General features: G+C 65.1%; 18 protein-coding genes and 3 tRNA genes. 3 read left to right on the top strand and 18 right to left on the bottom strand.

The features are described 5' to 3' along the window. The first annotated feature begins 473 nt into the window (after window positions 1-473). Complete coding sequence (locus KXZ72_RS02465) at window positions 474-1,217, top strand: hypothetical protein (RefSeq protein ID WP_226082154.1); 744 nt, start codon at window positions 474-476, stop codon at window positions 1,215-1,217. 143 nt (window positions 1,218-1,360) lie between these two features. Here the strand turns inward: KXZ72_RS02465 and KXZ72_RS02460 are convergent, their stop codons facing one another. The 17 genes from KXZ72_RS02460 to KXZ72_RS02380 all read right to left on the bottom strand — a co-directional run bounded on the left by KXZ72_RS02460 (window position 1,361) and on the right by KXZ72_RS02380 (window position 16,424). Further along, the gene (locus tag KXZ72_RS02460) at window positions 1,361-3,610 is read right to left on the bottom strand and encodes a RelA/SpoT family protein (RefSeq protein ID WP_226082153.1); all 2,250 of its coding nucleotides are present in this window, start codon (window positions 3,608-3,610) and stop codon (window positions 1,361-1,363) included. Window positions 3,611-3,717: 107 nt separating this feature from the next. Beyond that, on the bottom strand, window positions 3,718-4,746 hold the full coding sequence (gene secF, locus KXZ72_RS02455) for a protein translocase subunit SecF (RefSeq protein WP_226082152.1): 1,029 nt from the start codon (window positions 4,744-4,746) through the stop codon (window positions 3,718-3,720). Beyond that, window positions 4,746-6,434, bottom strand: coding sequence for a protein translocase subunit SecD (gene secD, locus KXZ72_RS02450; protein WP_226082151.1), 1,689 nt, complete (start codon window positions 6,432-6,434; stop codon window positions 4,746-4,748). The genes secF and secD overlap by 1 nt, the downstream gene beginning before the upstream one ends. 141 nt (window positions 6,435-6,575) lie before the next feature. After that, window positions 6,576-6,974, bottom strand: a complete 399-nt coding sequence (gene yajC, locus KXZ72_RS02445) for a preprotein translocase subunit YajC (protein WP_226082150.1) — start codon at window positions 6,972-6,974, stop codon at window positions 6,576-6,578. A gap of 69 nt (window positions 6,975-7,043) precedes the next feature. Beyond that, window positions 7,044-8,081, bottom strand: coding sequence for a Holliday junction branch migration DNA helicase RuvB (gene ruvB, locus KXZ72_RS02440; RefSeq protein WP_226082149.1), 1,038 nt, complete (start codon window positions 8,079-8,081; stop codon window positions 7,044-7,046). Next, window positions 8,078-8,677, bottom strand: a complete 600-nt coding sequence (gene ruvA, locus KXZ72_RS02435; protein WP_226082148.1) for a Holliday junction branch migration protein RuvA — start codon at window positions 8,675-8,677, stop codon at window positions 8,078-8,080. The genes ruvB and ruvA overlap by 4 nt, the downstream gene beginning before the upstream one ends. A gap of 59 nt (window positions 8,678-8,736) precedes the next feature. Beyond that, entirely contained in the window at window positions 8,737-9,336 is a 600-nt protein-coding gene (ruvC, locus tag KXZ72_RS02430; RefSeq protein ID WP_226082147.1) for a crossover junction endodeoxyribonuclease RuvC, read from the bottom strand. A 17-nt stretch (window positions 9,337-9,353) separates the two neighbouring features. Next, the gene (locus tag KXZ72_RS02425; RefSeq protein ID WP_226082146.1) at window positions 9,354-10,112 is read right to left on the bottom strand and encodes a YebC/PmpR family DNA-binding transcriptional regulator; all 759 of its coding nucleotides are present in this window, start codon (window positions 10,110-10,112) and stop codon (window positions 9,354-9,356) included. A gap of 118 nt (window positions 10,113-10,230) precedes the next feature. Next, window positions 10,231-10,995: a YebC/PmpR family DNA-binding transcriptional regulator gene (locus KXZ72_RS02420; protein WP_226082145.1), complete on the bottom strand. Its 765-nt coding sequence runs from the start codon at window positions 10,993-10,995 to the stop codon at window positions 10,231-10,233. A 111-nt stretch (window positions 10,996-11,106) separates the two neighbouring features. Continuing rightward, window positions 11,107-11,703 carry a pyridoxal 5'-phosphate synthase glutaminase subunit PdxT gene (gene pdxT / locus KXZ72_RS02415; RefSeq protein ID WP_226082144.1) on the bottom strand — a complete coding sequence of 199 codons (597 nt, stop codon included), beginning with the start codon at window positions 11,701-11,703 and terminating at the stop codon, window positions 11,107-11,109. Continuing rightward, window positions 11,697-12,599, bottom strand: a complete 903-nt coding sequence (gene pdxS, locus KXZ72_RS02410; protein WP_226082143.1) for a pyridoxal 5'-phosphate synthase lyase subunit PdxS — start codon at window positions 12,597-12,599, stop codon at window positions 11,697-11,699. The genes pdxT and pdxS overlap by 7 nt, the downstream gene beginning before the upstream one ends. 165 nt (window positions 12,600-12,764) lie before the next feature. Next, entirely contained in the window at window positions 12,765-13,361 is a 597-nt protein-coding gene (locus KXZ72_RS02405; RefSeq protein ID WP_226082142.1) for an HIT family protein, read from the bottom strand. Beyond that, entirely contained in the window at window positions 13,349-15,322 is a 1,974-nt protein-coding gene (thrS, locus tag KXZ72_RS02400; RefSeq protein WP_404823660.1) for a threonine--tRNA ligase, read from the bottom strand. Before thrS ends, KXZ72_RS02405 begins: the two co-directional genes overlap by 13 nt. Window positions 15,323-15,405: 83 nt before the next feature. Further along, the gene (locus KXZ72_RS02395; protein ID WP_226082141.1) at window positions 15,406-16,008 is read right to left on the bottom strand and encodes an ECF transporter S component; all 603 of its coding nucleotides are present in this window, start codon (window positions 16,006-16,008) and stop codon (window positions 15,406-15,408) included. 119 nt (window positions 16,009-16,127) lie between these two features. Further along, window positions 16,128-16,199, bottom strand: a tRNA-Val gene (locus tag KXZ72_RS02390). A gap of 21 nt (window positions 16,200-16,220) precedes the next feature. Continuing rightward, window positions 16,221-16,294 (bottom strand) — tRNA-Cys (locus KXZ72_RS02385). Window positions 16,295-16,352: 58 nt separating this feature from the next. Next, a tRNA-Gly gene (locus KXZ72_RS02380) sits at window positions 16,353-16,424 on the bottom strand. A 259-nt stretch (window positions 16,425-16,683) separates the two neighbouring features. Here KXZ72_RS02380 and KXZ72_RS02375 point away from each other — a divergent pair. Beyond that, window positions 16,684-17,688, top strand: coding sequence for an aldo/keto reductase (locus KXZ72_RS02375; RefSeq protein WP_226082140.1), 1,005 nt, complete (start codon window positions 16,684-16,686; stop codon window positions 17,686-17,688). Window positions 17,689-17,764: 76 nt separating this feature from the next. Then, window positions 17,765-19,102 (top strand): NtaA/DmoA family FMN-dependent monooxygenase, encoded by a 1,338-nt coding sequence (locus KXZ72_RS02370; protein WP_226082139.1) that lies wholly within the window; start codon window positions 17,765-17,767, stop codon window positions 19,100-19,102. A 153-nt stretch (window positions 19,103-19,255) separates the two neighbouring features. Here KXZ72_RS02370 and KXZ72_RS02365 read toward each other — a convergent pair whose 3' ends face one another. Beyond that, complete coding sequence (locus KXZ72_RS02365) at window positions 19,256-20,509, bottom strand: acyl-CoA dehydrogenase family protein (protein ID WP_226082138.1); 1,254 nt, start codon at window positions 20,507-20,509, stop codon at window positions 19,256-19,258. Window positions 20,510-20,538 lie beyond the last annotated feature (29 nt).

Raw genomic sequence — 20,538 nt, 5'->3', positions numbered from 1 at the left:
CCCCGCCGCCTTACCCGCCACAGTCTTCCCATCCGCGCCCGAAACCTCTCCCTCCGGGGGCGCGCTTCCCGCGTCCCGCGAGTCTCACGAGCATCGCAGGTACCTCCGGGGTTAACTTCCCGTGTGCGTCCGGTCCGTTCCCAGGCCCCCGGGAGCGGACCGGGGCTCCCCCGCCACCTCGTTGCGGCACCGTGCCAGCCTCGCCGGGCGGGTCCGGAGAGTGTCGATCTCTCCCCACGCAGTGTCGTTCCACGCAGCGTGAAGACACACAGGGCGCTCCCGGTGAGTATCGGCGCGCGCGGCGAGGGCTCGGGGAGTTCCGCGCCGGGGAACACGCGCTCCTAACGCCCCGCCCACGGGCGTGGAGCATCGAGCGCCCGCGAGTCCTCGCCGCCTGCGCTGCTCGCGCCGGGGAGGCGGCCGGTAGCCCTTCGGCGGCGGTTCCGGGCACAGGCAGCTCGGTATCGCCGCCGTTGCCTCTGCCCCTCCATGATTCCCTCGCCCGGGCGGGCCGCGGCGGGGCGCCGGGGCCACGACGGCTCCCCGATCTGCTGACCCCCGAAATTCTCCCCGCGGAAGAGCTCCGGGCCGCGGTACTCGATGGCGAACTCTTCCCCCTGGGCGACTGCTTTATGCCTCCCGATCTGCCCGATACCCCGGAGGTCCGCGGCCGCGCATTTCTGCACGGCCTCCCCGGGACTCGGCTGCCCGCGTGGGCTTGCGTGGCGGGCCTCTCGGCCGCCTGGATCCACGGGGCCCTCAGCACACCTCCAACCACGCCGTGGCTCGGGGCCCTCGGCGTGCCCGATACCCGCGATATCGCGCCCTCACGGGTGTGGCTCCTGCGCGCTCACGTCCCGGCCACGGACCTCGCCCGGCACGCGGGCCTTCCCGTCACCACCCCTACCCGCACACTCTCCGACCTGCGCCGGGTCCTCGCGCGCCCGCCCACACCACCCGCCGACGCACGAGGGCCCGCGGGTGCTGCCCCCGCCAGGGGCCCCACCGAGGCGTTCGGGCGCGCCTCCCCGGGCTCGCTGCCCGCTCCCTGCCGCCGGCAGCTTGGGGAGGCCATCTCCGCACTCGCGGCGAGCTTGCGTGCGAGCCCCGGGCTCGGCTCCGCATCCGAGGGCGGCTCCACATCCGAGCCCGCGAACGAGCACAAGCCCCGGCACGAGACCACAAACGTGACAGGGCGCGGGATCACCCCGGCGTAATGCCGCGCGGGCCGGATACCGCGGGCAGGTCCCTGACGGCCGCGCAGGCAGGTCCCCCACGGCCACACGGGCAGAAAAAAGGGAGGGGGCGCTAAATTGCTCCCCCTCCCTCCCGCGTCGTTTTCCGCGCGTATCGCCCGGAGCTAGCCGCCGGTCACCCGGTAGACGTCATAAACGGCGTCGATGCGGCGCACGGCATTCAGTACACGATCCAGATGGGTGGTATCACCCATCTCAAATACAAAGCGACTTATCGCCAGGCGGTTGCTCGACGTAGACACATTCGCGGAGAGGATATTCACATGATGCTCGCTCAGCACGCGGGTCACATCCGAGAGCAGGCCCGAACGATCCAGCGCCTCCACCTGAATCTGCACCATAAACACGCTCTTCGACGTGGCCGCCCAGGCTACATCGATCATCCGATCGGGCTCCTGCAATAACGACTGCACGTTGTGGCAATCGGCGCGGTGCACCGATACACCCGAGCCGCGGGTCACAAAGCCCACAATCTCATCCCCCGGCACGGGCGTGCAACACTTGGCCAGCTTCACCAAAATATCGGCGGCACCGCGCACCAGCACACCCGAATCGCTGTGCTCCGTGGGACGAATCCGCCCGCGCATCGGAAACTCGATGGCGTGATCCTGCGCATCGGCATCGCCCTGCAACAGCGAGGCCACCTTCTCCAAAACCGACTGCGTGGAGACATGCCCCTCACCCACGGCCGCATAAAGCGCCGATACGTCCTCATAACGCATCTGGGCGGCCACCTCGGCAAAGCTATCCCGATCCATCAGCTTCTGCAGCGGCAGATTCTGCTTCCGCATCGCCCGCGCAATGGCATCCTTGCCCTGCTCGATCGCCTCATCGCGGCGTTCCTTCGTAAACCACTGCCGGATCTTATTACGCGCCCGGGTGCTCTTCACAAAGCTCAGCCAGTCCTGGCTTGGCCCGGAATCCGGGTTCTTCGAGGTAAAGACCTCCACAACATCGCCCGAGCTGAGCTCCGTCTCGAGCGGCACAAGCCGGCCGTTCACCTTCGAACCCATCGTGCGATGGCCCACCTCGGTATGTACCGCATAGGCAAAGTCCACCGGCGTGGCCCCCGCGGGCAGCCCCACCACGCGGCCCTTCGGCGTGAAGACGTAGACCTCCTTGGCGCCAATCTCAAAGCGCAGCGAGTCCAGGAACTCCCCCGGATCCGCGGTCTCCTCCTGCCAATCCGAAATATGCTTCAGCCACGCCATATCGGTGCCCGTGGCGCGCGGCGCCTCCACCTTATTGCCGCCCTGGCGCTCCTTATACGCCCAGTGCGCGGCCACACCGTATTCGGCGTGTTCGTGCATCTCCTGGGTGCGAATCTGCAGCTCCACCGATTTACCACCCGGGCCAATCACCGTGGTGTGCAGCGACTGATACAGGTTAAATTTGGGCGTGGCGATATAGTCCTTAAACCGCCCGGGGATCGGCGTCCAGCGCGCGTGAATCGCACCCAAAACCGCATAACAATCCCGCACAGAATTCACGATCACGCGGATACCCACGAGGTCATAAATATCGTCAAACTCGCGGCCGCGCAGGATCATCTTCTGATAGATCGAATAATACTGCTTGGGCCGGCCCATCACCTTTCCGCGAATCTTCGCGGAACGCAGATCGGTGGAAACCTCGTTAATGACCTGCTGCACAAACTCCTCGCGCTTGGGCGTGCGCTCCTTAACGAGGGATTCAATCTCCGCATAAATCTTCGGATACAACACCGCAAAGGACAGATCCTCAAGCTCCCACTTAATGGTCTGAATACCCAGGCGATGCGCAAGGGGTGCGTAAATCTCCAGCGTCTCGGTGGCCTTACGCGTGGACTTCTCCGGGGGCACAAAACCCCAGGTGCGCGCATTATGCAGCCGGTCGGCAAGCTTAATGATGAGCACGCGGATGTCCTTGGACATCGCCACGATCATCTTCCGCACGGTCTCCGCCTGCGCGGCATCACCGTATTTCACCTTATCCAGCTTCGTCACGCCATCCACGAGCATCGCGATTTCGTCACCAAAATCGCCGCGCAGCTGATCCAACGTATAGTCGGTGTCCTCAACCGTATCGTGCAGCAGCGCCGCCGCAAGCGTCTTCGGGCCCAGCCCCAGATCCGCCAAAATCTGCGCCACCGCCACCGGATGGGTCACATAGGGCTCGCCGCTCTGCCGCTTCTGCCCGCGATGCGCGCGCTCGGCCACGGTATAGGCCCGCTCAATTACGGAGATATCCGCCTTGGGATGCTGGGCCCGAGCCGTGCGCACAAGGCGATCCACGGCACCGGCAGGCTGAGCCTTGGAAAAGATCCGCGGGACCAGCCTCCGCAGCGAAGCATTAGCCGAATGGGTCTCGGTCATATGGGCTCACCACCTTACGTCTTATCCCTATTATGCCCGCTCACCGCCCCGGAAAAGACCATGGCCACGACCGAATGTTCGGTCGTGGCCATGTTCGGAGAAAACGGCTAGCTGGTAGCCTCTTTCTCCACCTGCGCGGCGCGCTCACGCGCGGCCAGAACGCGGGCATCGCGCTTGGCGATCTCCGGCTCCTTCTCGCGGAACAGCGCATAGAGCGGTGCGGCCACGAAGATCGTGGAATAGGTGGCCACGAGGATACCCACGAGCAGCGACAGCGAGATATCCCGCAGCGTCTCCGCCCCCAGGAAGAGGTCACCGATGATCAGGATCGACGCCACCGGGAGGATGGCCACCACGGAGGTGTTAATCGAACGCACCAGCGTCTGGTTTACCGCGAGGTTCACCGATTCGGCAAAGGTGCGTGGCGAATTCTCGCCGTCCTCCGTGGTATTTTCGCGGATCTTATCAAAGACCACCACGGTGTCATAGAGCGAATAGCCGAGGATCGTCAGGAATCCGATCACCGCCGCGGGCGAGATCTCGAATCCACTGAGCGCATAAACCCCCAGGGTAATCACCAGCACATCCAGCAGCGCGATAATCGCCGCCGCCGACATCTTCCAGGTGCGGAAGTACAGCGCCATGATCACGAAGGTCATCAAGAGGAATACCACCAGGCCGATCAGGGCCTGCTTGGTGACATCCGCACCCCAGGAGGCGCCGATGAACGAGGAGGTAATCTCCCCCGGATCCACATTAAAGGCCTCCGCGAGCTCCGCCGCGACCTTCGCCGAATCATCCGAGCTGAGCTGATCGGTCTGCACACGAATCGCGTGGTCACCCACCGTACTCACCCGGGCCGTGGCCGCGGGAACGATGCTAGACACCGCGTCGCTCGCGGTCTTCTGATCGGGATCGGTCACACCGGAGACGGTGAACTGCGAACCACCGGTGAACTCGATACCCACGTTAAACGGGGCGCCGGTCACCACACCGCGCACCACGGGCACCAGGACAGAGCCCAGGACCAGCAGAATCGCGATGGAGAACCACAGCTTGCGGCGACCAACAAAGTTAATCGAACGCTTTCCGGTATAAAGATCGTTACCGAAGCTGGTGAGGTTAAAGCTAGCCATTAGCTGTCCTTCTCTGAGCTCGAACCGGCACCAACACGCTCGGATCCGCCGTGGGAGGCGGCCTCCGCCTCGGCGGCCTTACGTTCGGCGATGGTTTGCCGTTTGGCCGCCTCTCGGCTGGCCCCGGCGGTCTTCTTGGTCGCAAGTTCCGGCGCGCGGAACTGCGCGCGCCCACGATAGACCGCGCCCAGCGCCTGCGGGTCCAGGCCCGAGAGCGGGTGACCGCTCGAGAAGAACCGGGTACGGGCGAGCAGCTGCAACATCGGGTGCGTAAACAGAACCACAACCAGCACGTCGATGACGGTGGTCAGACCCAGGGTGAAGGCGAAGCCTCGCACGTTACCCACGGCCATGACATAAAGCACCACGGCGGCAAGGAGGTTTACGCCCTTGGATGCGTAGATGGTGCGCTTGGCGCGTTTCCATCCGGCCTCCACGGCGGACTCCAGCCCGCGGCCATCGCGCAGCTCGTCTCGAATACGTTCGAAGTACACGATGAACGAGTCGGCCGTGAATCCAATCGCCACGATAATACCCGCAACACCCGCGAGCGAGAGGCGGTAGCCATTGCTCCAGGAGAATAGCGCGATTGAACCATAGGTGAGCAGACCCGCTACCACCAGCGAAAGGATGGTGACAAAGCCCAGCAGTCGATACTGGAACAGCGTATAGATTACCACCAGGATCAGACCGATCAGGCCGGCAAGCAGACCACCCTGCAGCTGGGATGCACCCAGGGTTGCGGAGATCTCATCGCTGGACTGCACGGTGAAGCTAATCGGCAGTGCACCGTATTTCAGCTGATCGGCGAGCGACTTGGCGCTCTCCTGCGTGAAGTTACCGGAGATGCTGGGCTTTCCATCGGTGATGATGCCCTGCATGGTCGGGGCCGAGATGACCTGGCCGTCGAGCACAAACGCAAACTGCGAGCGGGGGTCCTGCTGGCCCGCGGCGGCCTGGTTGATCGCATACAGACGCTTGCTGACCTCGGTAAAGGCATCCTTGCCCGGGTTCTTCAGCGTGATGTTCACGGCCCATTCGCCGGTCGAGGCACCCGTGGAGGTGGCCCGCATGCCGGCGCTGGCATCGGTGATCGAGTCTCCACCAAGCTCCACCGGACCAAGCAGATAACGGATATTGCCGTCGGTGTCACACGCGATCAGCGGCTGATCGGCGGGCTTCTCCTCGGCGTTGGCATTCTCCTTGGCCTTGCAGTCATAGGAGAGGAACTCGGCCTCGAGGTGCGGGGTCAGCCAGTTCATATCGCTACCGTCGGTGGGCTTCACCGTGGGCGTGGACTCCAGGTCGTCGGTCGCGGGAGGATTGGGTACCTCCTGGCCGTCGATGACCTGGCTGGTGCTGGGGTCGGACGCACCCAGAACGGCACGGAACTGCAGCTTGGCGCTGGATTCGATGCGGTTGCGGGTTTCCTCGTCGGCCTTACCGGGGATCGACACAACAATATTGCGTCCACCCTGGGTGTTGACCTCGGCCTCGGAGACGCCCGAGGCGTCCACGCGCTGCCGGATGATCGAGACGGCCTGTGCCAGCTGCTCCTGGGTAATCTGCTTATCGCCCTCAAGCTTGGGCGCCAGAATGATCTGGGTTCCTCCCTCGAGGTCGAGGGCGAGCTTGGGCTGCCAGGTGGCGTCGTCGAAGGCGGTGGCGGCGGCCAGGCCGCCGAACATCGCTATCAGGATCACCGCCAGCCAGATTAGGGCCCGCCTACCGTGGCGGACCGGAGCCAGTTTCGACTGTGCCAATGGGCTACTCAGCTTTCTATGGTCGCCCGGACTCTGTGGCCCGGGCGAGGAGGGACGGTGTGACGGTTAGTCGTCGTTCTTGGGCTTGGCCTGCGCGTCGGTGGGCTCCACACGCTCACCAAACTCGGGCTCGCCAACATAGGTGGCGTTGTCCTCGTTCAGCTGCATGGTGGGAGAGGCCTCCTCGGCCACGGGGGCGTCGGTGTCCTCCACGACGCGCGCGATGATCTGGCGGTGAACCGTCAGCACGGTGCCGGGAGAGGTCTCCAGGAGTACCTTATTCTCGTCCTCATCGATCGAGAGGATCGTTCCGAAGATGCCGCCATTGGTCATGACCTCGGCGCCGGGAACAACCTTCTCCTGCATCGTCGCGAGGTCCTTCTTACGCTTCTGTCCGTTGCGGAACATGAAGAAGATGAGCAGGGCCATCACGGCGAGCATGATCGGGGTCATGAGATTTTCCATGGTTTTACGCAGAACCTTTCGCAGCCAAAGGCCGCAGTTTTATTTGGGGGTTTGAAGTCTTCGTCTGAATTATAGGTTATTAGGCTGTCCGGATGCCCGCGGATCGTCAATACCGAAGTGGCGGTAGGCATCCTCGGTGGCCACGCGACCGCGCGGGGTGCGGGTGATCAGGCCGATTCGCACGAGGAAGGGCTCCACCACGCTCTCGACCGTTTCGGCCTCCTCACCCACCGAGACGGCCAGGGTATTCAGGCCCACGGGCCCTCCCCCGAACCGGCGCAGCAGGATGTCCATGACCGCGCGGTCGAGGCGGTCCAGGCCCAGCGGATCCACATCATAGAGCTCCAGCGCAGCCCGCACCGAGGCGAGATCGGCGCGCGTTCCGTGCACCAGCGCATAATCGCGCACGCGCCGCAGGAGGCGGTTCGCGATGCGCGGGGTGCCGCGGCAGCGCCCGGCAATCTCGGCCAGGGCCTCGCGGTCGATATCCAGATCGAGGAGGTTTGCGGCCCGGGCAAGCACGCGTTCGAGTTCGTCCTCGGCGTAAAACTCCAGGTGCGCGGTGAAGCCAAATCGGTCACGCAGCGGATTGGGCAGCAGGCCCGCGCGCGTGGTGGCCCCCACCAGCGTGAACGGGGCGAGCTCGAGCGGCACCGAGGTGGCCCCGGCGCCCTTACCCACCATGATGTCGATGCGAAAATCCTCCATGGCCAGATAGAGCATTTCCTCGGCTGAGCGAGCCATCCGGTGAATCTCATCAATAAACAGGACCTCGCCGGGCACCAGGCTCGACAGCACGGCCGCAAGATCGCCCGCATGCTGTATCGCGGGACCGCTGGACATGCGCAGCGGCTTCTCGCTCTCATGCGCCACGATCATGGCCAGGGTGGTTTTGCCCAGCCCGGGGGGACCCGCGAGCAGAATGTGATCGGCCGTGCGCGATTGCATCGCGGCCGCGCGCAGCAGCAGCTCCAGCTGGCCGCGAACCTTACTCTGGCCCACAAATTCGTTGAGGCTGCCGGGGCGCAGCGCCCCCTCGAAGGCAAGCTCCACCGCGGATTCGAGGTCGGGGCTCAGCGCCTCGGCGCCCTCGGAGAACGCCCTCATCGCTGCGGCCCGAGCGCGGCCAGGGCGGCGCGCAGGAGATTGGGGACGGTCTCGGCGGAGGGATCGGCCGATTCGGCCAGCAGCGCCTCCACCGCGGGTACCGCGGAGCGCTCGGCCCAGCCCAGCCCGATCAGGGCCTCGATCACGCTGGCCTTCACCGCGGCGGAGCCGGTGGCGGTGGCGCTCACGCGGCGCGTGGCCGTGAGCTTACCGGCCAGCGAGACGATGATCAGTTTGGCGGTTTTGGGGCCGATACCCGAGACCTTACGGAACGCGGAGTCGTCCTCGGCGGCCACGGCATCGGCGATCTGATCGGGGCTGAGCTGGGCCAGCACCCCGAGCGCGGATTTGGGGCCCACGCCGGTGACCCCGATCAGGATTTCAAAGACGTCGAGTTCCTCCGCCTCGGCAAACCCGAAGAGCTGCAGGGAATCCTCGCGCACGATCTGCGCGGTATGCACAAAGGCCTCGGACCCGAGGCGCAGCCCCAGGGCAAACGCAGGGGTTGTCTGTACGGCGTAACCGACGCCGCCCACCTCGATGGCCACACGGCCGGCGGTCGCGCTGAGCACGGTACCGCGAAGACTAACAATCACGGTGATAGCCTATGCCCCACGGCCGACATCGGCGTGCTGCCACGCGTAAACGGGGGTAATCAGCGTCCCGGGCGGCGGCTGGCCTGCTCGGCGCGCTGCCAGGCCTGCTGCGCGGGCGTGAGCGCCCCGGCGGGCATCGTGGACGTGCTTCGCGAGCCGTGCGGGGCCTTGCCCACGGGCACCGAGCCGCCCCAGGCGTGGCAGATCGCCAGGGCCAGCGCATCGGCGGCATCGGCGGGCTGGGGAAGCTCGGGCATTCCCAGCACGCGCGCCACCATGGTCTGCACCTGCTTCTTCTCGGCGTTGCCGTAGCCGGTCACGGCGGCCTTAACCTCGCTGGGGGTATGCATCCCGATGGGGATGCCGTGCTTGGCCGCGGAATAGAGCGCCAGGCCGCTGGCCTGCGCGGTCCCCATGACCGTGGAGAGGTTTTGCTGCGCAAAGACCCGCTCGACCGCCATCGCGGTGGGGCGATGGGTGAGGATCGCCTCCTCCAGGCCCTCGGCGATCAGCAGCAGGCGGCGATCGATGCCCAGGTCGGGGCTGGTGCGGATCACGCCATAAAACACCAGCGTGGCGCGACGGTTCGGTGCGACATCGACCACGCCGATGCCGCACCGGGTGAGACCGGGGTCTACCCCCAGGACCCGAGTTCCCACCTGAATCTTCCTCCGGCCTAGTCTTCGGCCTGAAGCTCGGCCTGCACCTCGGGGCTCAGCCCGTAGTTGCCATAGATATTCTGCACGTCATCGGAGTCCTCGAGGGCATCGATGAGGCGGAAAACCTTGCGCGCGGTCTCGGCGTCCACATCCACCTTGAGGTTGGGGATGAAGGCCATATCGGCGGAGTCATAGTCGATTCCGGCCTCCTGCAGCGCCTGACGCACGGCCACAAGATCGCTGACATCGGTGATGATCTCAAACGTATCGCCCTCGTCGATGACCTCCTCGGCACCGGCATCCAGTACGGCACCCAGGATGTCGTCCTCGGTGGTATTGGCGGCGGGGACCACAATCAGGCCCTTGCGCGAGAAGTTATAGGCCACGCTTCCGGGATCGGCCATCGTGCCACCGTTGCGGGTCATCGCGGCGCGCACATCGGCGGCGGCGCGGTTTTTATTATCGGTCAGACACTCGATCAGGAGTGCCACTCCCCCGCCGGCATAGCCCTCATAGACGATGGTTGTATAGTCGATGACCTCACCGGTGAGGCCCGCTCCACGCTTTACGGCGCGATCGATATTATCGTTCGGAACCGAGGTCTTTTTGGCCTTCTGGATCGCGTCTACCAGGGTGGGGTTACCGGACAGATCGGCGCCACCGATCTTCGCGGCGACCTCGATGTTCTTGATGAGTTTCGCAAACGACTTGGCGCGACGCTGGTCGGTGATCGCCTTCTTATGTTTGGTTGTTGCCCACTTGGAGTGTCCGGACATATGCTCCCTTTTCTTCGATTATCACCACTATTCTACGGTTTCCGCGGCCCGCACGATGCACAAAACCCCTCGCGTCCGCGAGATTGCGGGCGAGGGGCTCGGTGTGGCGCGCGCCGGATCAGTCCTCGGCGGAGGCGGCCAGCTCGGCCTGGGTGGCGGCATCCAGGCCATAATTGGCATAGATATTTTGCACGTCGTCACAGTCCTCAAGTGCGTCGATGAGGCGGAATACCTTTCCGGCGGTATCGGCGTCGATGTCCACACGCAGGTTGGGGATAAACGCCACCTCGGCGGAGTCATAGGCGATGCCCGCGGCGTCCAGCGCATCGCGCACGGCGATCAGGTCGGCCACATCGCAGATCACGTCGAAGGAATCCACATCGTCGTTCACTTCCTCGGCACCGGCATCCAGCACGGCCGCGAGGATCTCGTCCTCGGTGCTGGCCTCGGCCGGCACCACGATGAGTCCCTTGCGCGTGAAGTTATAGGCCACGCTTCCGGGATCGGCCATCGTGCCGCCGCCCCGGGTCATCGCTGTGCGCACCTCGGCGGCCGCGCGGTTTTTATTATCGGTCAGACACTCGATCAGCAGGGCCACGCCGTTTTGTGCGTATCCCTCGTACATGATGGTCTGATAGTCGATAACCTCACCCGTGAGGCCCGCGCCACGCTTAATAGCGCGGTCGATATTATCGTTGGGCACCGAGGCCTTTTTGGCCTTGGTCACGGCCTCAACGAGTGCGGGGTTTCCGGCCTGATCGGCGCCGCCGAGCTTGGCGGCCACCTCCACACCCTTCAAAAACTTGGTGAAGGCCTTGGCGCGGCGAGAATCGGTGATTGCTTTTTTATGCTTGGTCGTTGCCCACTTGGAGTGCCCGGCCATATATATCGTTATTCCTTACGGTCGTAGATCAACCCCCACCATACGAGGCCCCCGCACTTAATGTGGGAGGCCCTCGCGGGTGGGATGATTTCGCCGTCGCACGGCCCGGTTTTAGCCGCGGCCGCGCACCATATCCAGGAAATAGCGGTGCACGCGGTCATCCCCCGAGACCTCGGGATGGAACGCTGTCACCAGCAGGGTTTCGGAGCGTGCCGCCACGATCCGACCCCCGGGCAGCGTGCCCAGCACGCGCACCGTGGGCCCGTGGGATTCCAGGAGCGGGGCGCGGATGAAGCTGGCGTCGATATCCTCGCCGATGCCCGCGAGCCTCAGCCGGGTATCAAAGGAATCGGCCTGGCCGCCAAAGGCATTGCGGCGCACCGCCGCATCCAGCCCGCCGATGCCCTCCTGCCCCGGGGCCGCATCGAGGATGGTATCGGCCAGCAGGATCATTCCGGCACAGGTGCCGTAGACCGGCAGCCCCGCTGCTATCGCCGCGCGCAGCGGGTCCAGCAGGCCAAAGATCCGGGCAAGCTTCTCCATGACCGCCGATTCCCCGCCGGGCAGGATCAGCCCGTCCACGGCGGCCAACTCGGCGGGGGTGCGCACCCGTGTGGCGGGCACCCCGAGGCGGTGCAGCAGCGCCAGATGCTCCGCCACACCGCCCTGCAGGGCCAGGACGCCGATCCGCGGCGTTCCTCCTACCATCCGCGCTCGGAGAGGCGGTGCGGCGCGGCGACGTCGCTCACGTTGATGCCCACCATGGCCTCGCCCAGGCCGCGCGAGGCATCCGCAATCACCTGAGGGTCGTTATAAAACGCGGTGGCCTTAACCACGGCGGCGGCCCGCTTCTCGGGGTTGCCGGATTTAAAGATTCCCGAGCCCACAAATACGCCGTCGGCCCCCAGCTGCATCATCATTGCGGCGTCGGCGGGTGTGGCCACTCCCCCGGCGGTAAAAAGCACCACGGGCAGCTTCCCGGTGGCAGCCACCTCGGCCACGAGGCCATACGGCGCCTGCAGGTCCTTCGCGGCCACATAGAGCTCATCGGGGTTCAGCGCGGCCAGTGCGCGGATCTGGGAGTGGATGGTGCGGATATGCTTGGTGGCCTCGGAGACGTCCCCGGTGCCCGCCTCACCCTTGGAGCGGATCATCGCGGCACCCTCGGTGATGCGTCGCAGTGCCTCACCGAGGTTGGTGGCGCCACACACAAACGGCACGTCAAAATCCCACTTATCGATGTGGTTCACGTAGTCGGCGGGGCTGAGCACCTCGGACTCGTCGATGAAGTCCACGCGCAGAGCGCCGAGCACCTGGGCCTCGACAAAATGTCCGATCCGGGCCTTGGCCATCACGGGGATGGAGACCTCGGCGCGAATGCCCTCGATCAGGTCGGGATCGCTCATCCGAGCCACGCCACCCTGGGCGCGGATATCGGCGGGTACACGCTCGAGGGCCATCACGGCCACGGCGCCGGCATCCTCGGCGATGCGGGCCTGCTCGGCGTTCACCACGTCCATGATGACACCGCCCTTGAGCATATCGGCGAGGCCGCGCTTCACGCGGTTACTGGCAAAGGTTTCGGGGGCTGCGTTAGTAGTCATGCCGCCACGCTAGCGCCCCCGGCAGACCAATTGCGCCCCAAAAAGCATGCCAATTAGGTGTTGCTGGATTATTGGTTGGAATAACTCCGGGCCACCCGCGGTATCCAACCAAAAACGGCGGCCCGGCACACACGGGGTGTGCCGGGCCGCCGGGAAAGTGCGGGCCTAGTCTTGTGGCCAGGCATTCGCGATCGACGCGCGCACATCCCCCAGGAGCTGCGGGAGCGCCTTGGTCTTTGCGATGATCGGCATAAAATTGGCATCCGAGCGCCAGCGCGGCACCACGTGCTGGTGCAGGTGCGCGGCGATTCCCGCCCCGGCCACCTCGCCCTGGTTCATGCCCAGGTTAAAGCCGTCATTGCGGGAGACCTGCGTGATCACGCGCATCGCCGTCTGGGTGAGTGCGCCGATCTCGGCGACCTCCTCGGGCGTGGCCAGGTCATAGGTGGCGATATGGCGATACGGGCAGACCAGCAGGTGTCCGCTGTTATACGGGAATAGGTTCAGCAGCACAAAGGCATGCTTCCCGCGCGCCACGATCAGCGCCTGCTCATCGTCCAGGGACGGGGCCACACAGAACGGGCAGTCATCCCCGCGGGGCTGCTGGCCCTTTTCGATATAGACCATCCGGTGCGGCGTCCACAGGCGCTGGAACTCGTCCGGCACCCCCACCAGGTCAAAGCTGGACTCGGCCGAGGCCGTGCCGGGTGTGTTCTCGGCACCCGGCTCGGCCTCATAATCGTCGAGGGTTAGTCTTGCCATGCGGTGCTGACCTGGGCGTGGGTCTCGATGGCGTCCACGATCCGGGCGATGGCCTCGTCCACGGGCACACCGTTGAGCTGGCTGCCGTCGCGGAACCGGAAGCTCACGGCACCCGCCGCGCGGTCATCCTCCCCGGCGATGAGCTGGAACGGAATCTTGGCCTTGGTATGGGTGCGGATCTTCTTGGGCATCCGGTCATCGCTGTGATCCACTTGCGCGCGCACGCCGCGCTGGCGCAGGCGGTCGAAGATCTCCTCCAGATACTCGGCATATTCCTCGGCCACGGGGATACCCACAACCTGCTCGGGCGCGAGCCAGACCGGGAAAGCCCCGGCATAGTGCTCCAGGAGTACACCAAAGAAGCGCTCGATCGACCCAAAGAGCGCGCGGTGGATCATGACGGGCCGCTGCTTGGTGCCATCGGCAGCGGTATATTCCAGCTCGAAGCGCTCGGGGAGGTTAAAGTCGAGCTGAATCGTGGACATCTGCCAGGTGCGACCGATCGCATCGCGCGCCTGCACGGAGATCTTCGGGCCGTAGAACGCGGCCCCACCCGGGTCCGGCACCAGTTCCAGCCCGGATTCCACGGCCACCTGACGCAGGGTCTCGGTGGCCTCCTCCCAGGCCTGCGGGCTTCCCACAAACTTATCGCTCTCGGGATCGCGCGTGGACAGCTCGAGGTAGAAGTCGTTCAGCCCGTAATCCTTGAGCAGATCCAGCACAAACTTGAGCGTGCTGCTGAGCTCGTCCTTGACCTGATCGGGCGTGGCATAGATATGCGCATCGTCCTGGGTCATGCCGCGCACGCGCGTGAGCCCCTGGAGCGTGCCCGACTTCTCATAGCGATAGACGGACCCAAACTCGAAGAGGCGCAGCGGCAATTCGCGGTAGCTGCGTCCGCGCGAGCGGAAGATCAGGTTGTGGAACGGGCAGTTCATCGGCTTGAGATAGTAGTCGGCACCCTGGCGGGTAACGTGGCCGTGCTCGTCGCATACCTCATCGAGGTGCATGGGCGGGAACATGCCATCCGCGTACCACTGCAGGTGGCCGCTGGTCATAAACAGATCACCCTTGGTGATATGCGGGGTATTTACGAAGGAATATCCGGACTCGGTATGACGCTTGCGCGAGTAGTTTTCCATCTCCTGGCGGATGATGCCGCCCTTGGGGTGGAAGACGGGCAGGCCCGAGCCGATCTCATCGGGGAAGCTGAAGAGGTCCATCTCGGCACCCAGCTTGCGGTGGTCGCGCTTGGCGGCCTCCTCCAGGCGGTGCTGATACGCGCGCAGCTCGTCCTTGGTGGGCCAGGCCGTGCCGTAGATGCGCTGCAGCTGCTTATTCTTTTCCGAACCGCGCCAATAGGCGGCCGCCACGCGCATCAGCGCAAAGCCATTGCCGATCAGGCGGGTGCTGGGCAGGTGCGGGCCGCGGCACAGGTCTTTCCAGACCGTCTCGCCCGTTTTGGGGTCGACATTATCGTAGATGGTGAGCTCGCCGGCCCCCACCTCCACGGACTCGTTATCGCCGCCGTGCTCGGCACCACCCTTAAGCCCAATGAGCTCGATTTTATAGGGCTCATCGGCGAGCTCGGCGAGAGCCTCCTCATCGGTCACGACGCGGCGCACAAAGCGCTGGCCCTGCTTGATGATGCGCTCCATTTCCTTCTGGAGCGACTTCATGTCCTCGGGCGTAAACGCCTCGGCGACGTCGAAGTCATAATAGAAGCCGTCGGTCACGGGCGGACCGATGCCCAGCTTGGCATCGGGGTTAACCTTCTGTACCGCCTGGGCGAGCACGTGCGCGGCCGAGTGGCGCAGGATATTCAGGCCGTCCTCGGAGTCGATCGTGACCGGCTCGGCCACGTCGGTAGTGCTCAGCGTCGTGGCAAGATCCCTCAGTTCACCGTTGACGCGCATGGCGACAACGTTGCGGTCGGGAAATTTTTCGAATCCGTCAGACACCGGGTGTGCTCCTTTATTGATTAAGACCCTGCCAGTCTAGTAGCTGGGAGCGGCACCCGGCATCGCGCGCGAACCGTGTTGCGCTAGTGGGCGTCCTTCGCCGCGGCGGCCTTCGGGGCGGCATCGGACTTGGGCCGCCACCCGCTGTCCAGCAGCGGCACGAGCACCACGCAGACGAGGATGCTCCAGCCCACGGCGGGCAGATACGCATCGCTCCACCAGGCATAGGCGCCCACCCCACGCAGCAGATCCAGGAACGTCAGCGCAAAACCAAATACCAGCGAGATGATGGAGATCACGGCCAGGCGCACCGCGCGCACCTTGGGGCCCTCGGGCTCGCGGAAATAAAACGCCACCACACCGGCCAGTGCACCAATCAGCGCATTGGCGAGGTGCCAATCCCAGAAGACGAGCACGTTATCGCCCTGGAAGAGATCCACGATCGGATTACCGATCAACCCGGCGAGGCCACCCACGAGCGGCCCAAACCGAATACCCAGGAAGACCAGGATGGCGATGGCGGGCCGAATGGTGATGTCCTCGGTGCCGGGCAGCGTATAGCTGAAGATGCCCAGCAGCCCATAAAGAACCCCACCCAGGACACCCTTGCCGATCAGGGGCACGGAGATTGTCCACGGGGGCTGGAACCGCGAGGAGGTGCGAATAGTGGCGCTCAGGTCTGTCATAGCTCGAATAATAGCGCCGAAGCCCGCGCGGGCAATAGTATCGGCGCGCGAATATTTCGCCCCGTTTTCGGGGGCCGGAGGGCACACAAAAAGGCCCCCGGAATCCGGGGGCCTATCGGTGAGCGATACTGGGATCGAACCAGCGACCTCTTCCGTGTCAGGGAAGCGCGCTACCGCTGCGCCAATCGCTCAAATAAATTTAGTTATATAAGTGGAGGTGGCGACGGGATTCGAACCCGTGTGGACGGCTTTGCAGGCCGCTGCCTCGCCTCTCGGCCACGCCACCGCATGTGATTTTCACCACGTGCCGCAACCGATTCCGAGGAACCGTTTCCCAACACTCGAGCGGATGACGAGATTCGAACTCGCGACCCTAACCTTGGCAAGGTTATGCGCTACCACTGCGCCACATCCGCATTTTGTTTCCGTTTCCGGCTACATCAATAGATTACAGGAAACCAGAGCGCGGTTGTTCATTCGGCGAATATTTTGCGTCATTTTCCGCCGCAATCCCCCCAAAAACCGCGTAATCATGCGGAATATTTTGGGCGCCACGTTTCCGGGATCGGGCGTGTCGAGGGCCCGCGGCGGCGCGTATTGCGCCGGGTTACGTACCCCGCGCCCGCGACCCGCGCGGAAGCCTAAGCTGGGCTGCATCATGACCTAAGGAGTCCCATGCCCGCGATCCCCCTCCCCTCCGTTTTGCTCGGCGACGGCCTGAACTCGGCCCCACTCGGCTTTGGCGGAATGGGCCTGAGCAGCACCTATGGTGAGGCCGATCCCGAGGATTCCCTGCGCACCCTGGCGCATGCGCTGGATCGTGGCATCACGCTCTTTGATACCGCAAATATTTATGGCAACGGCGGCAATGAGGAGCTCTTTGCGCGATTTATCCGGGGCCGCCGCGAGCGGGTCACCCTCGCCACCAAATTTGGGCTGCTCTCCCCTCCGGATCCCGGGGGCCACGTCGCCCGCGGCGACGCTCCCTATGTGCGGGCGAGCCTGGAGGCCAGCCTCGCCCGGCTGGGCACCGATTATGTGGACCTCTACTACTATCACCGCGTCGATACCCGGGTGCCGATCGAGGAAACCGTGGGGGCACTGGCCGAGCTGCGCCGCGCGGGATTGATCCGCCATATTGGCCTCTCCGAGGTTACGGGCCCCGAGCTGGAACGGGCGGCGGCGATCGCCCCGATTGCGGCGGTGCAGAGCGAATGGTCGCTCTGGAGCCGCGATGTCGAGGCCGCGGTGATCCCCACCGCGGCGCGGCTGGGGGTGGGCTTTGTGCCCTATTCCCCGCTCGGCCGCGGATTTTTGGCCGGGGCGGTGCCCGCCGATGGTGTGCCCGCGGACGACCTGCGCTCGCGCTTCCCGCGCTATAGCGAGGAGCTTCTGGCCGCCAATCTGGGCATCGTCACGGCGGTGCGTGATATCGCCGAGCGCCTGGAGACCTCCCCCGCGAGTGTCGCGCTCGCCTGGCTCTGGGCCGCGGGCCGCCGGGCCGGCATCGCGACCGTCCCGATTCCCGGTACGCGCCGCGCGGATCGCGTGGACAGCAACCTGGCCGCGCTGGACGTGGAGTTCCCCGCGGAGGACCTGCGCACGCTGGACGGGCTCTATGCCACGGTCTCCGGCGCGCGCTCGCATCAGCCCGCGGCCATCTCCAGCGGCCGCGAATAATTCCCATCCCTACGAGTGAAACGAGAGCACCATTTCCACCCCGGAACCCAAAAAGCTGATCGTCAACCTATTTGAGATGAACTGCGTCAGCCATATCAGCCACGGCCTGTGGCAGCTGCCCGGCAATAACCGACACCGCTATAACGACATAGGTTATTGGACCGAGCTCGCCCAGATCCTCGAGGATGCCCGCTTCGACGGCATATTCCTCGCCGATGTGGTGGGCGCCTATGACGTCTTCCGCGGCGGGCCCGAGACGGCCCTGCGCGAGGGCATGCAGATCCCCAATAACGACCCCCTGCTGGTGATTCCCGCGATGGCCGCGGTGACCAGCGGGCTGGGCTTTGGTGTGACCTTCTCCACCAGCTATGAGCCGCCGTTTGCATTTGCGCGCCGGATGAGCACCCTGGATCACCTCACGCGCGGACGCGTGGGCTGGAATATCGTCACCTCCTATCTCCCCAATGCTGCACGCAATTTTGGCCTCGACGCGGAGATCCCGCACGATACCCGCTATGCCATCGCCGATGAGTATCTGGACGTGCTGTATAAGCTCTGGGAGGGCTCCTGGGATGATGATGCGGTGATCCGGGACCGGGAGAATCGCGTATATACCGATCCCTCCCGCGTGCGCTATATCAACCACGAGGGTGAGCACTTCCGGGTGGCCGGCCCGCACCTGAGCGAGCCCTCGCTGCAGCGCACGCCGGTGCTCTTCCAGGCCACGGGCTCCCCCGCGGGAATCAATTTCGCCGGAAAACACTCCGAGGTGGTATTCACCGGCGGGGCCACGGCCGAGGACTTCCGCCGGAATGCGGCGGGTATGCGCGAGGCGGCCGGGCGCAATGGCCGCTCGGGCGATGACCTGCGTTTTATCGTGCAGGCGGGGGTGATCGTGGGTCGCACCGAGGCCGAGGTGGAGCGCAAGCTGCGGGACTTCCACGAGAATAAGTCCCTCGAGGCCATCCTCGCCCACCGCGGGGTGTCCTTTGACCTCACGGCCTGGCCGCGCGAATACACCATCGAGCGGATCATCCGGGAATCGGGGGCCACCGATAACCCCTATCTGGCCAGCCTGAAGCCCGAGGCCACGGCCGGTGCGGTGCTGGATCAGATCCTGGACGGACGCGAGGGCCGCTTTTTTGTGGCCGGCACCCCCGATGTGGTGGCCGATGAGATCGAGTCCTGGCTGGACGAGGCGGGCATCGACGGCATCAACCTGCGCCAGTATCACTCCTTTGATACCGCCCGCGACTTCGCGGAGCTGGTGATGCCGGAACTGCGCCGGCGCGGACGCATCCGTGAGGACTATACCCCGGGCGAGACGCTGCGTGAGCGGCTCTTTGGCCAGGGTCGGGCGCGCCTGCCCGAGACCCACCCCGCGGCGCGCTACCGCGGGGGCGCACACCTCTAGGCGCACGCAAAACGGGGCCGGGGCCCGGCGAGAGGATTCTCTCGCCGGGCCCCGGCCCTCTTGCGTGCCTGCCCCGCGAGGGGCGGTCCCGCACACCAAAACGGCGGGCCGCGGGGAGGAGCTCCCGCGACCCGCCGAGGCGCAGACGCCGGGCTAGGCCTCGCTGGCCTCGCGTGCCAGCTGGATCGGGGATTTCAGCCCCGTGCCATTGAGATAGTGATCGCCGAGCGCCGCCGCGCGATGAATCGCGGGGTTATGCGAGGAGATCGTGCGCGCATTGCGCCACAGCCGGTCCAGCGCGCGCCCCTGCGCGGTGGCCGAGGCCCCACCCACCTCAAATAGGCGCGTGGTGGCACGCAGGGTCAGCTCAATAACAACCTGCTGCGCCTCAAATACCCCGATCAGCGCCCGCTCATAGGCGGCCTCGGTGGGCACGATGCCCTCGGCGCGCGGGGCATCCGCGGCCTCGAGTCCGGCGATTGCCGCACGCACCGCCGATTCCACCACAAAATTGAGGCTCGCTACCTCGCCAATCACCGACTGCACCAGGACGTCCTCGCGCGGGTGGGCGCTGCCGGGCTTCCCAAATGTGCGCGTGCGCGGCCGCACAAAATCTATCGCCTCGGTCTTGGTGGCGCGGGAAATCCCGGCCAGGCTCGCCAGCAGGATCGCCTGATAGAGCCCCGTGGTATAGGCCGTGGGGCGGGATTCGGCGCTCTCGTCCCAGTCCAGAATATTTTCCGGATCCACGCGCGCGCCGTCGTAGATCGTGGTGCCGCTGCCGGTGAGTCGCTGCCCAAATCCGTCCCAGTCATCGATGCGGGTAATCCCCGGGGTATCGGCGCGAATCGCAAACGCCACGGGGCGTCCGCGGAAACGCGCGGCCGACCAGATCCAATCGGCAAACAGCGTGCCGGTGCTGTAATACTTGGTGCCGGTGACCGCGAGCGCTCCCCCGACCTCGGTGATCTCCGTCTGCTGATCCGAGGTGGCTCCGCGTTCGGCCTGCGCGTTTCCGAAGAGAATCTCGCGGCGGCCGATGGCCTGGAACCATTCCCGCCGGCGCGGCGATTCGGGCTGTACCAGCCATGTCTCGATAAAGGCGATATGGCCGCGCAGCAGCTGCGGAAGATTGGAATCCGCCGCCCCCAGGTCGATCAGCAGGTCAAAAAGCTCGCCGAGCCGCAGGCCCGCTCCCCCGTATTCCACGGGGAGACGCAGCGCCCCAAACCCGGCCTCGCGCAGTTCGCGCACGGCCTCAAACGGGAGTTCGCGTTCGCGTTCGCGGTGCACGGCACCCCGCGCGATGCGCTCAAAGATCGGGGCGAAGCGCGCGCGGATCTCCGCGAGGGTCTCCGGGAGGCGGTCGGAGAGGTTGATATCCGGGGCTGCTGTGGTGATGGTCATGCGTGGTTCCTTTGTTTGATGCGGTGGGG

Origin of the sequence: Mycetocola spongiae (assembly GCF_020424085.1) — a bacterium.
GTDB lineage: Bacteria > Actinomycetota > Actinomycetes > Actinomycetales > Microbacteriaceae > Mycetocola > Mycetocola spongiae.
This window is presented reverse-complemented; position numbering and strand designations above follow the sequence as displayed.